10 protein-coding genes are annotated in these 11,847 nt (G+C 66.9%); 4 read left to right on the top strand and 6 right to left on the bottom strand.

Annotation, left to right across the window (positions count from 1 at the left end; genetic code table 11):
- The first annotated feature begins 10 nt into the window (after positions 1-10).
- The 4 genes from OK015_RS12975 to OK015_RS12990 are packed head-to-tail and all read left to right on the top strand — an operon-like array spanning position 11 to position 5,739.
- Complete coding sequence (locus tag OK015_RS12975; RefSeq protein WP_268131967.1) at positions 11-1,780, top strand: FUSC family protein; 1,770 nt, start codon at positions 11-13, stop codon at positions 1,778-1,780.
- A 10-nt stretch (positions 1,781-1,790) separates the two neighbouring features.
- Positions 1,791-2,024: a preprotein translocase subunit SecG gene (secG, locus tag OK015_RS12980; protein ID WP_036468630.1), complete on the top strand. Its 234-nt coding sequence runs from the start codon at positions 1,791-1,793 to the stop codon at positions 2,022-2,024.
- A 51-nt stretch (positions 2,025-2,075) separates the two neighbouring features.
- Positions 2,076-4,889 (top strand): phosphoenolpyruvate carboxylase, encoded by a 2,814-nt coding sequence (ppc, locus tag OK015_RS12985; RefSeq protein WP_268131971.1) that lies wholly within the window; start codon positions 2,076-2,078, stop codon positions 4,887-4,889.
- 25 nt (positions 4,890-4,914) lie between these two features.
- Complete coding sequence (locus OK015_RS12990) at positions 4,915-5,739, top strand: DUF1206 domain-containing protein (RefSeq protein WP_268131973.1); 825 nt, start codon at positions 4,915-4,917, stop codon at positions 5,737-5,739.
- A gap of 4 nt (positions 5,740-5,743) precedes the next feature.
- Here OK015_RS12990 and OK015_RS12995 read toward each other — a convergent pair whose 3' ends face one another.
- From OK015_RS12995 to tal, 6 genes are read right to left on the bottom strand one after another with little or no spacing between them, the layout of a single operon-like run.
- Positions 5,744-7,039 carry a cytochrome gene (locus OK015_RS12995; protein ID WP_268131975.1) on the bottom strand — a complete coding sequence of 432 codons (1,296 nt, stop codon included), beginning with the start codon at positions 7,037-7,039 and terminating at the stop codon, positions 5,744-5,746.
- A gap of 2 nt (positions 7,040-7,041) precedes the next feature.
- Entirely contained in the window at positions 7,042-7,440 is a 399-nt protein-coding gene (locus tag OK015_RS13000; RefSeq protein ID WP_268132694.1) for an ATPase, read from the bottom strand.
- Positions 7,441-7,499: 59 nt separating this feature from the next.
- Positions 7,500-8,243: a 6-phosphogluconolactonase gene (gene pgl / locus OK015_RS13005; RefSeq protein ID WP_268131977.1), complete on the bottom strand. Its 744-nt coding sequence runs from the start codon at positions 8,241-8,243 to the stop codon at positions 7,500-7,502.
- A complete protein-coding gene (gene opcA, locus OK015_RS13010) occupies positions 8,240-9,151 on the bottom strand; it encodes a glucose-6-phosphate dehydrogenase assembly protein OpcA (protein ID WP_268131979.1) in 912 nt (303 codons plus the stop codon). Before opcA ends, pgl begins: the two co-directional genes overlap by 4 nt.
- A 34-nt stretch (positions 9,152-9,185) precedes the next feature.
- Positions 9,186-10,727, bottom strand: coding sequence for a glucose-6-phosphate dehydrogenase (gene zwf / locus OK015_RS13015; RefSeq protein ID WP_268131981.1), 1,542 nt, complete (start codon positions 10,725-10,727; stop codon positions 9,186-9,188).
- Positions 10,724-11,842, bottom strand: a complete 1,119-nt coding sequence (tal, locus tag OK015_RS13020; RefSeq protein ID WP_268131982.1) for a transaldolase — start codon at positions 11,840-11,842, stop codon at positions 10,724-10,726. The genes zwf and tal overlap by 4 nt, the downstream gene beginning before the upstream one ends.
- Between the last annotated feature and the right edge of the window lie 5 nt (positions 11,843-11,847).

Below are 11,847 nucleotides of genomic sequence, written 5' to 3' on the forward strand. Positions count from 1 at the left end.
CGCGGCCGACATGGGTTCGCCGGCGGCGGCGTTCGGCCGCAGCATCGCCGCATCGCTACGTCCGTCCAAGGCGCCCTGGGCCGTGGGTCCCGCCCTGTGGGCAACGGGCACCGCGGCCCTGATCGCCGGGACCGGCGTCCTGTTCGGCCAGCTGCAGCTGGTCGGGCTGGCCTACCTGGGAGCCGCCTGCGCGGTCGTCTTCCTGGTCCGGGGCTTCTACCGGGCCCGGTGGTGGGCCTGGGTGGCGCAGGCCATCGGCGGGGCGGTGGGGATCAGCGTGGGCGCGCAGCTGTGGCCGGGCTCCGGCGCCGGGCAAGTTTTCACCGCTGCGGTCGCCGGGGCGATCTCGGGCATGGTGGGCGGAACCGGGGCCAGCGCACCGGCATTCGGGCTGATGCTGTCGATCGGCGTCGCCTTCGGCCAGTTCGGTGGTTCGTCGCTGCCGTGGTGGCAGCAGGCGGTGTGCTACCTCGGCGGCACGTCGGTCGCCGCGGTTTCTGTGCTGGCGCCGTGGGCATTCCATCGCGATAAACCCGAACGCCGGGCGCAGGCGGCGGTGTACTTCGCGGCAGCGGACCTGTGCGCGGCGATCGGCACCGAGCAGGCCGGTGCGGCCCGCACCCGGCTGGCTGCCGCGTCGGCCGTCGCACGCGCCGCGCGCGACCGTCGCGGGGCCGACCTGGTGGCCTTCGCGGCGGCAACGCTCTACGCCCAGGGCAGACCAGTGCCCGAGGCCGCGATCACGTCCATTCGCCAAGCAGGACAACAGATTTGGGATGCTTTGCCGGTATCGGTCCCGTTTTCCGAGGCGGATGCCGGGACGAATCCGGGTTTGGTCGAGCTGGCGGATGCGCTGAGCCGGCAGCCGACACGGCCGGGCACGGTGACGCCCGAGACGCCGCGGTTGTCGGGGCTGGTTCGCGCCGCCACCTCGCGCGCCGGCCTGGCCAACGGGGTGCGACTCGGCCTCTGCATGGCCGTGGCCACCGCGCTCACGGTCGCGATGCGGCAGCAAACCCATTCGTTCTGGCTGCCACTGACCACGGCCGTCATCGTGCGGCCCGAATACGCCTCGGTCTTCGTGCGCACGGTGAACCGGATATTCGGCACCCTGATCGGCGCGCTGGTGGCAACGGCCGTGCTGGCGGTGCTCTCGCCCGGCTTGCCGCTGGTAGCGGCCACGGCACTGGCGTTGGGTTTCGTCGTGCTCTCGGTACCGAAGCTGTACGGCCTTGCCGTGATCGGAATCACCACCTCGGCGCTGCTGTCCCAAGCGATCGGCCAGGTGGATCCGGTCGCGCCCGCGGTGCGACTGCTGGACACCTTCGTCGGGGCCGCGGTGGCGGTGGTGTTCGGATACCTGTTGTGGCCCGAAGCTCGGCGGTTTCCCGCCTACGCCCAGCTGGTCCGGGGGCTGACGGCCTCACACAGCTACTTGACCGAGGCGGTCAAACCCGCCGGGCAGCGCCGGCACTGGCAACCCATCCGGGCCGATGCCTACCGGCTGGCCCATCAGGTGCGCGCCACCGCAGAGGCCGCCGCGCTGGAACCGCCGCCGGTGAGTTCCCTGGCCCTGCGGGTCATCCCCGCCGCCATCGACCTGGAAGACACCGTCGACGCGATCACCGCGGTCAGCTCGGCGGTGGATGCCGGTGAGGCGCCGGCGGGACTGATCGCGGAGGTGCGGCGTCGGTTGGAGAACCTCGACCGGACCGCGACCGCGTGGGCGTCCGGACCCCTGGGAAGCAGCGGTCACGGCCGGTCCAGCGGTAACCGGTAAGCTGTCGCTCATGGTTTTGGCCCTACAGATCACCCTGGTGGTCACCAGCATCCTGGTGGTGCTGCTGGTGCTGCTGCATCGCGCCAAGGGTGGCGGCCTGTCCACGCTGTTCGGTGGCGGTGTGCAGTCCAGCTTGTCCGGGTCCACCGTGGTGGAGAAGAACCTGGACCGACTGACGGTGTTCGTCGTCGGCATCTGGCTGGTGTGCATCATCGGCATGGCGCTGCAGATCAAGTACCGCTGACGCTTTTCTGTCGGCAAGCGGTTCGCGCCGTCCGCACCGATACTGGAACGCATGGTTGAGGTTTCCGAGCTTGCTTCCGAAGCCGCGCTGGCGCCGATCGGCGCCGTGCAGCGGACCCGGGTGGGTCGTGAAGCGACCGAGCCCATGCGCGCCGACATCAGGATGCTCGGCACCATCCTCGGCGACACGGTGCGTGAGCAGAACGGTGACGAGGTATTCGACCTGGTCGAACGTGCCCGGGTGGAATCGTTCCGGGTGCGTCGCTCCGAGATCGATCGGACCGAGATCTCGCACATGTTCGACGGCATCGACATCCACTTGGCGGTCCCGATCATCCGGGCGTTCAGCCACTTCGCGCTGCTGGCCAACGTCGCCGAAGACATCCACCGCGAGCGCCGCCGCCACGTCCACGTCGACGCCGGCGAGCCCCCGCAAGACAGCAGCCTGGCCGCCACCTACGCGAAACTGGATTCCGCGGAGCTGGATTCGGCCACCGTCGCCGAAGCGCTCAAGGGTGCGCTGGTTTCTCCGGTAATCACCGCCCATCCGACCGAGACCCGCCGGCGCACCGTCTTCGTCGCCCAACATCGGATCACCGAGTTGATGCGACGGCACGCCGAGGGTCACCGAGAGACCAGCGATGGCCACAGCATCGAGCGCGAGTTGCGCCGGCAGGTGCTCACGCTCTGGCAGACCGCGCTGATCCGGCTCTCGCGATTGCAGATCACCGACGAAATCGACGTCGGCCTGCGGTACTACCAGGCAGCGTTGTTGGAGGTGATCCCGCAGGTGAACTCCGAGGTTCGCGATGCGCTGCGCGCCCGCTGGCCCGACGCCGACCTGCTTTCCGAGCCCATCCTGCAGCCGGGCTCGTGGATCGGGGGGGACCGCGACGGAAACCCCAACGTGACCGCCGCGGTGGTCCGGCGAGCCACCGCCAGCGCCGCATTCACCGCGGTGGCGCACTATCTGTCGGAGCTCACCGACCTCGAGCAGGAGCTTTCGATGTCGGCGCGATTGATCACCGTCACGCCCGACTTGACGGCGCTGGAGCAGAGCTGCCCGGAGCAGGCCAGAGCCGACGAGCCGTATCGACGGGCCGTGCGGGTGATTCGGGGCCGGCTCAGCGCGACGGCCGCCGCGATTTTGGACGACGAACCGCTGCATCTGCTCGACCTGGCGTTGGAACCGTATGCCACGCCCGACGAACTGCGGGCCGATCTCGACGTCGTCGACGTGTCGTTGCGCAGCCACGGCAGCGTGCTGCTGGCCGACGATCGGCTGGGTCTCTTACGAGAAGCCGTGCACGTCTTCGGATTTCACCTGAGCGGCCTGGATATGCGGCAAAACTCCGACGTACACGAGGAAGTGGTCGGCGAGCTGCTCGCCTGGGCTGGAGTCCACCCCGACTATCGTTCGCTACCGGAAGACCAGCGGGTGGAGCTATTGGCGGACGAACTGGTTACGAGGCGCCCGCTGCTCAGCGACCGCGCGCGGTTGTCCGAGCTGGCCCACAAGGAATTGAGTGTGGTCGAGGCCGCCGCGCACGCCGTCGAGCGCTATGGTCCGGCGGCCGTGCCGAACTACGTCATTTCGATGTGCCAGTCCGTGTCGGACGTGCTGGAGGCCGCGATCCTGCTCAAGGAAACCGGGCTGCTGGATGTCTCCGGGCCCGAACCCTATTGTCCCATCGGCATTTCCCCGCTGTTCGAGACGATTGACGACCTGCACAACGGCGCAGCGATTTTGCACGCGATGCTCGAGCTCCCGATCTATCGAGCGGTGGTGGCCGCCCGCGGCGACGGTCAGGAGGTGATGCTCGGCTACTCCGACTCCAACAAGGACGGCGGTTATCTGACCGCGAACTGGGCGGTTTACCGGGCCGAGCTCGCACTGGCCGAAGTGGCCCGGAAAACCGGAATTCGACTGCGGCTCTTTCATGGCCGCGGCGGTACTGTCGGCCGTGGCGGTGGCCCGAGCTACCAGGCTATCCTGGCGCAGCCGCCGGGTGCGGTGAACGGTTCGCTGCGCCTCACCGAGCAGGGCGAGGTGATCGCGGCCAAGTATGCCGAACCGGTTCTGGCGCAACGGAATCTGGAAAGCCTGGTGGCGGCCACTTTGGAGTCGACACTGCTGGATGTGGAGGGTCTCGGCGACGCGGCGGAGCCAGCGTACGCGGTGCTGGAGGAGATCGCCGAGCTGGCTCGTCAGGCGTATGCCGAATTAGTCCACGAGACACCGGGTTTCGTCGAGTATTTCAAAGCTTCCACACCGGTCAGCGAGATCGGGTCGTTGAACATCGGCAGCCGTCCGAGCTCACGCAAGCCCACCGAGTCGATCGCGGACCTGCGCGCCATTCCGTGGGTGCTGGCCTGGAGTCAGTCGCGGGTCATGCTGCCCGGTTGGTATGGCACGGGAAGAGCATTCGAGCAGTGGATCGCCGCCGGCGACGAGAACGAGCGAGTCGAAATCCTGCACGATCTGTACGAACGTTGGCCGTTCTTCCGCAGCGTGTTGTCGAACATGGCGCAGGTGTTGGCCAAGAGCGACCTGGGGCTGGCCGCGCGCTACGCGGAACTGGTGGCCGATGAATCCTTGCGACGCAGGGTTTTCGGCAAGATCGTTGACGAGCATCAGCGAACGATCGCGATGCACAAGCTGATCACCGGTCAGGACGATCTCCTTGCCGACAACCCGGCGCTGGCACGTTCGGTGTTCAACCGATTCCCCTACCTCGAGCCCCTGAATCACCTGCAGGTAGAGCTGCTTCGGCGCTACCGTTCGGGGGACGACGACCCATTGGTGCAACGCGGGATTCTGTTGACGATGAACGGGTTGGCGAGCGCGTTACGCAATAGCGGATAACGGGCATAGGGCATGGGTGGGGCCCATGTCTGACTCGATGCCGTCCGAGGAAACGTCGTCTGCCACTGCGACCCGGGTAGCCCAGAACACGGTCTTCGAGCGACTGGCACGTGCCGGTTTCGTCGTGAGCGGGCTGTTACACCTGGTCGTCGGCTACTTGGCCATCCGGATCGCGTTCGGTGCGGGCGGCATCGCCGATCAAACCGGTGCGCTGGCCACCCTGGCAGGTGAACCGGGTGGCCCCGTCGCGCTGTGGTTCGCCGCCGCCGCTCTGCTGGTGCTGGGCCTGTGGCGGCTGGTCGAAACCGCACTCGGCCGGTCCAGCGACCAGCGGGACGGCGCCCCGTCGGGCGCGCTGGATCGGGCGAAGGCCTTGGCGCTGGCCGTGGTCTACGTCGCGCTCGCCTACTCCGCGTTCGGTTTCGCCCGGGGCGCCGGCAAGTCTGCCGGCCAGCAGAATTCCACGATCAGCGCGCACCTGATGCAGAGCACCGCCGGCACCGTCGCACTCGTGCTTTGCGGCGTGATCGTCGTCGCGGTGGGCGGCTACCACGTCTACAAGGGCGCCAGCCGCAACTTCGTCGACGATCTGAAGGGCAATTCCGGCAACGTGGTACGGCGATTGGGCATCGTCGGCTATATCGCCAAGGGGGTGGTGATCGCCGGCGCGGGGGCTCTGGTCGTCCTCGCCGCACTCCGCTCGGAGCCGGAGAAGGCCAGCGGGCTGGACGGAGCTCTCAAGACGCTGGGCGCTCAACCGTACGGACGGGTGCTGCTGATCGCGGCCGGCCTGGGGATCGTCAGCTACGGTTTGTACAGCTTCGCGATGGCCCGCTTGACCAAGATGTAGCGGTTCAGGAAGATTTCACATAGTCGATCCGGCACGGGCCGGCCGCCCTTGCGACACCACCGATCTGGGCTCCGACGGGTCGCGGATGCGACGTCCACCGCGGCGTCATCCGGTACTGACCCAACAGGTGAGTCATGGCCGCCGTCATGGCCGACAGCGAGAACGGTTGGGCCGGACAGGAATGCTTGCCGTGCCCGAAGGCCGTCACCAGCATGGGCGAAGGGAGAGCGTCCCTTTCGGTCAGATGGCGGCGTGTCCATCGATCGGGATCCCACCGCTGTAGGCCCGGCGCCACGGAGGTGTTGAGCAGCGGCAGCAACGTGGCGATGGTCCAGCCTGGCGGCACCTGGTAAGTGACCTCGCCGGCGTCGAACGCGACCGCGGACAGCACGCTGCGGCTCATGATCGAACGTTGGGCGATGCGAGTCGACTCCAGCGCACAGCTCTGGGCAAAAGTATTGTCGCCCAAACGAACTCGCTGCAGCTGGATCGGATGCTCGAGGAGGTCGACCAGTGCCCAGCCCAGCGCGGCTGCCAGGTTCGACATCGACGCGATATGGATCAGCGCGACGTCGAGCGCGATCCCGCGCGGCCGAGTGTGCTGCGACTCCGACGACCAGGCGTCCACGATCCTGCCGAACAGCTCATGGTTCCGCGTGTCACCGTTGTCGAAACTGCGCACCGCATCGGCGATGGCGTCGGCGATCTCGTCCAGCGCGGTCCGCTCGGCACGCTTGTCGGTTGCGGCCACCGCCGCCATCCGATCGGGATGAACAAACGCGTCGGAGCCGTCCAGCGTGTCGAAGGCGCGCACCAGGCGCTCGAAAGTCTCGCCGTCGGCTGACCGGGGTCCGGCCCACGAGGCCAGCCCCATCCGGTGGCCAAGCCGTCGCATCAGCCCGAAGACGTCGACCGAACCCGCCGAACCCAGCTCGCGCACGGTCTGCTCGAGCGCGTGGTCCAGGTTGACTAGATAGCCGGCCACGTCATCGCGGCGAAACAGCATGTTCGGCAGGATGCGTCGCCCGGCAAAGATGTCGTCGGGCAGCTTGCGCCGCAGCATCAGGTAGTCCGCGACACCCTTGCTGGCGGTCTCCTCGGTCAGCGCGTAGAACGACTCGACGCCGGTGGGCGAGAAGGTGAACAGATAGCGGTCGGCGCCGCTTTTCACGGCGAAGGTGTCGCCATGTCGGGCGCGGGCCGCGGCGATCACCGCGACGGCGTCGTCGACGGGGACGTCCCACGGCAGGCCGATGCCTTCCGCGTACGGCGGCGCGGGCACCGGGTGGGCGCCGGTCACGTCTACTGCGGTGTCCGGTTCCGCAGCCGGTCCACCACGCCGCGTACCGCGTGCTCGGTCACCGATAGCGGCGACATGACCGTCTCGCCCACACCCACGATGTAGTCGATGCGCTTGACGATCGATTCCACCGGCTCGACCACCGCGATGAGTCGCTTGGCGAGCTCGTCGAGGTTTTGCAGCGTCCCCTCCAGATGGTCCAGTCCGCCCTCCAAGCGCTCGACCGTGCCGTTCAACCGGGTCAGGGAGCTGCTCAGCTCGTTCATGGTCTTGCCGAGACCGTCGAGGACGTCCTCGACCTGCCCGACCGTCTTGTCGGCGTTCAGAGCTGCCTGAGTGAGGGTTTTGATCCGGTTTCGCTCAGGCCCGTTGCGCACCGTTCGGTCTGCCATGACGGTAATTATGACCGGGACGGGACCAGGGAAAACCTCTGAACATCGAATTGGATGGGCGGGCCTCGTCAGGAGGGAAGCTCGGCGGCGGCCTCCGCGTCGAGCAGCCAGAGCGTCGTCTCGAGCCCAACGGCTCCGGCGGCCGGTATCGAAACCGGTTCGGCACCTCCGATGGCAGCGGCGGCGGCCTCACCCTTGGCGGCCCCGGAGACCAGCAACCACACCTCGCGGGAACGCCGGATCGCCGGGATCGTCAGGGTGATTCGTCGCGGCGGCGGCTTGGGGGAGTCGTCGACGGACACCACCATGCGGGCGGTCTCCAACACCGCCGCGGTGTCGGGGAACAGCGAGTTGATGTGGCCCTCGGGCCCCATGCCCAGCAGGTGGACATCGAAGTTCGGTACCTGCTCGCCGGGTTCGGCGTTGGCCGCCAACAGTTGCTCGTAGGCCAGCGCCGCGGCGACGAGATCGCTGCCGAACTCGCCGTCACTGGCGGCCATCGGATGCACGTTGCTCGACGGGATGTCGATGTGATCGAGCAGCGCCTCGCGGGCCTGCTTCTCGTTGCGCTCGCCGTCGTCCTCGGGAACATAGCGCTCGTCGCCCCAGAAGAGGTGAACCTTCGACCAGTCGATCCGGTCGGCGTGGGCGCGCAGATACTTCAGCAGTCCGATGCCGTTGCCGCCGCCGGTCAGCACGATCAAGGCGCGTCCGCGCGCCGCCACGGCGGCCCGGATGGTGTCGACCAACCGCTGCCCCGCGGCGTCGACCAGGGATTCGCTGTCCGGGAAGACTTCAACAATTCTGCTCACGCGTATTGCACCTTATCGATTCCTTCGAGGGCGCTGAAGTAGACCTCGTCGGGGTCCAGTCGGCGCATATCTTCGGCCAGGCATTCGCGGGTTTCCCTGCGCGCCAACGGAACCAGAGCATCCGGTCGGCCCGTCCGGCTCAGGGTGGCGGTCGTGCCCTCCTGTGGTCTGCTCAGCGTGATGGTTTCGCTCTTGCGCACCAGTTCGACTTTGAGTTCGCCGACTTGCCGGCGCACCGGTCCGTCGATGCGGCTGGCCAACCAGCCCGCCAGGACATCGAGCGAGGGTTCGGTGCGCAGACCGGAAACCACCGCCGATTCGATCTTCTCGTGCGGTTTCTGGTCTACCGCGGAGGTGAGCAACGCCCGCCAATAGGTGATCCGCGCCCAGGCCAGGTCGGTGTCCCCGGCGGTGTATCCGGGAAGCCGGCTCTTGATCACCGACAGCGGGTCGTCGGTGTTGGTCGCGTCGGTGATCCGGCGAATCGCCAACTTGCCCAACGGGTCTTGGGCGGGCACCGCGGGGGCAACATCGGGCCACCACACCACGACCGGGATATCGGGAAGCAGGAACGGAATGACGACGCTGGCCGAGTGACCGGACAGCGGGCCGGACAGCCGCAGCACCACGACCTCCCCGGCACCGGCGTCGCCGCCGACCCGAACCTGAGCATCCAGGCGCGCATCGCGGCCATCGGTGTCGCCGGCCGCCACCACCAGGACCCGGCTCGGGTGTTCGTGGCTGGCGGCGTTGGCGGCCTCGATGGCCTCCTCGAGCCAGGTGTCGTTGTCCGACTTGATGATCAGCGTTCCGACCCGGCCCAGCATGACCACGCCGGCCTCTTCGCGCAACTGGTCGAGCTTCTTGTTGACCGCGGTGGTCGTGGTGTCGAGCAGGTCGACAATCATGGGCGCCGCTCCTCAGCATCGTCGCCGGCGCGGATCACGGCCGCCGCCATTCCCGGTCGGTGCGGCGCAACATCTCGAACGCCGACGCCGGTCCCCAGGTGCCCGACTCGTACGGGTCGGGCTTTCCGTCTGACGCCCAATGGTCGAGAACGGGATCGAGTATCTGCCAGGCCAATTCGACCTCTTCGTTCACGGGGAACAGCGACGGTTCGCCCAGCAGTACGTCCAGGATCAGTCGTTCGTAGGCCTCGGGTGAGTCTTCGGCGAAGGCCGCGCCGTAGGAGAAGTCCATGTTGACATCGCGGACCTCCATCGAGCCCGGGACCTTGGAGCCGAACCGCAGCGTGATTCCCTCGTCGGGCTGTACCCGGATGACCAGAGCGTTGGTGCCCAGCTCGTCGGTCATGGTCGCGTCGAACGGCAGATGCGGTGCGCGTTTGAAAACCAGTGCGATCTCGGTCACCCTGCGGCCCAGGCGTTTCCCGGTGCGCAGATAGAAAGGCACCCCGGCCCAGCGTCGCGTGTCCACCTCGAGCGTGATCGCGGCGAAGGTCTCGGTGGTGGAGTCTTTGGAGAAACCTTCCTCGTCAAGCAGTCCCACCACTTGCTCGCCGCCCTGCCAGCCGGCGGCGTATTGGCCGCGGCTGGTGGTCTGGTCCAGCGGCTGGGCGAGCTGAGTAGCCGACAGCACCTTGATCTTCTCGGCTTGCAACGCGCGCGCATTGAAGCTCACCGGCTCTTCCATCGCGGTGAGCGCCAACAACTGCATCAGGTGGTTCTGGATGACATCGCGGGCCGCGCCGATGCCGTCGTAATAACCGGCCCGTCCACCCAGCCCGATGTCCTCGGCCATCGTGATCTGCACGTGGTCGACGTAGTGCGCGTTCCAGATCGGGTCCCACAGTTGATTGGCGAATCGCAACGCCAAGATGTTCTGGACCGTCTCCTTGCCCAGATAGTGGTCGATGCGGAACACCGACTCCTCCGGGAACACCGAATTGACCACATGGTTGAGATCGCACGCGCTTTTCAGGTCGTGGCCGAACGGCTTCTCGATGACCACCCGGCTCCACCTGCCCTCAAGCGGGCGCGCCAGCCCGGAGGAATGCAATTGTTCGCACACCACCGGGAACGACTTCGGCGGGATTGCCAGATAGAACGCGTGATTGCCGCCGATACCACGCTCGGCATCGAGCTTGTCGAGCGTCTCGGCCAGCCGCGCGAACGCGGCGTCGTCGTCGAAAGCGCCCTGCACGAACCGCAATCCTTCGGCCAGCCGCTCCCAAATAGCCTGCCGAAACGGGGTGCGGCAGTACTGTTTGACGTCGTCGTGGATCACCTGGGCGAAGGCGTCGTGATCCCAGTCGCGGCGGCCGAAGCCGATCAGCGAGAAGGTTGGTGGCAGCAGGCCGCGGTTGGCCAGGTCATAGATGGCCGGCACCACTTTTTTGTGCGCCAGATCGCCGGTGACACCGAAAAGCACCAGGGCGCAGGGGCCGGCGATTCTAGGTAGCCGCTTATCGTCCTTGTCTCGCAATGGGTTACGCCATTGCGAGACATCAGCACCCTGCGTCATTTGGCAGTGGAACTCAGCTGCTTCTGTGTCTCGTCGAGTAGCTCGGTCCAGGATTCGACGAACTTCTCCACACCTTCATTCTCCAAGACCAGGAACACATCGGTCAGGTCGACGCCGATCGCCGACAGCTTGTCGAACACGCCCTGAGCCGAGTCGGCAGTGCCGGTGATCGTGTTGCCGCTGATGACTCCATGGTCTGCGACCGCATCAATTGTCTTCTCCGGCATGGTGTTCACCGTGAACGGCGCGACCAGCTCGGTCACGTAGAGGGTATCGGAGTAATCGGGGTTCTTGACGCCGGTGGATGCCCACAGCGGGCGCTGGACTCGGGCTCCGTCGGCCTTCAATGCCTGGAAACGCTCGCCGTCGTCAAAGACCTCCTGGTAAGCCGCGTACGCCAGCCGGGCGTTGGCGACCGCGGCCTGACCACGCAGCGCGAGCGCGTCCGGGGTGCCGATCTTTTCCAGGCGCTTGTCGATTTCGCTGTCCACCCGAGACACGAAAAACGATGCCACCGAATGGATCTTGGACAGGTCGTGTCCCGCCTCGCGGGCCTTTTCCAGGCCGGCCAGGTAGGCGTCGATCACCTCGCGGTGCCGCTCGACCGAGAAGATCAGCGTGACGTTGACTGAAATCCCTTCCGCCAGAGTGGCGGTGATGGCCGGCAGGCCGGCCTTGGTGGCCGGGATCTTGATCAGCAGGTTGGGCCGGTCGACGATCTTCCACAGCTCGATGGCCTGCGCGGCGGTCTTGTCGGTTTCGTTGGCCAGCCGCGGGTCGACCTCGATGGAGACCCGGCCGTCGACCCCATCGGAGGCCTCCCACTGCGGCCTCAGCACGTCGCACGCGGTGCGCACGTCGTCGGTGGTGACGGTGCGAATGGTCGCATCCACGTCGGCGCCGCGTTCGGCCAACTCGGCGATCTGGGCGTCGTACGAGTCGCCGTCAGCGAACGCTTTCTGGAAGATCGACGGGTTGGTGGTCACACCGACGACACTCTTGGTATCGATCAGCTCCTGCAGGTTGCCCGACTGCAGCCGGTTTCGCGACAAGTCGTCCAGCCACACGGACACGCCCGCGTCGGCCAGCGCCGCGAGGTTAGGGTTCTGGGTCATCTGAA

Origin of the sequence: Mycobacterium sp. Aquia_216 (assembly GCF_026723865.1) — a bacterium.
In the GTDB taxonomy this organism is placed as follows: domain Bacteria; phylum Actinomycetota; class Actinomycetes; order Mycobacteriales; family Mycobacteriaceae; genus Mycobacterium.

Coding starts and splice junctions, on each gene's coding strand:
- OK015_RS12990 (WP_268131973.1), top strand. CDS start 4,915: ATGTCTGACTCGATGCCGTCCGAGGAAACGTCGTCTGCCACTGCGACC.
- tal (WP_268131982.1), bottom strand. CDS start 11,842: ATGACCCAGAACCCTAACCTCGCGGCGCTGGCCGACGCGGGCGTGTCC.
- zwf (WP_268131981.1), bottom strand. CDS start 10,727: ATGACGCAGGGTGCTGATGTCTCGCAATGGCGTAACCCATTGCGAGAC.
- secG (WP_036468630.1), top strand. CDS start 1,791: ATGGTTTTGGCCCTACAGATCACCCTGGTGGTCACCAGCATCCTGGTG.
- opcA (WP_268131979.1), bottom strand. CDS start 9,151: ATGATTGTCGACCTGCTCGACACCACGACCACCGCGGTCAACAAGAAG.
- OK015_RS12975 (WP_268131967.1), top strand. CDS start 11: ATGGGTTCGCCGGCGGCGGCGTTCGGCCGCAGCATCGCCGCATCGCTA.
- ppc (WP_268131971.1), top strand. CDS start 2,076: ATGGTTGAGGTTTCCGAGCTTGCTTCCGAAGCCGCGCTGGCGCCGATC.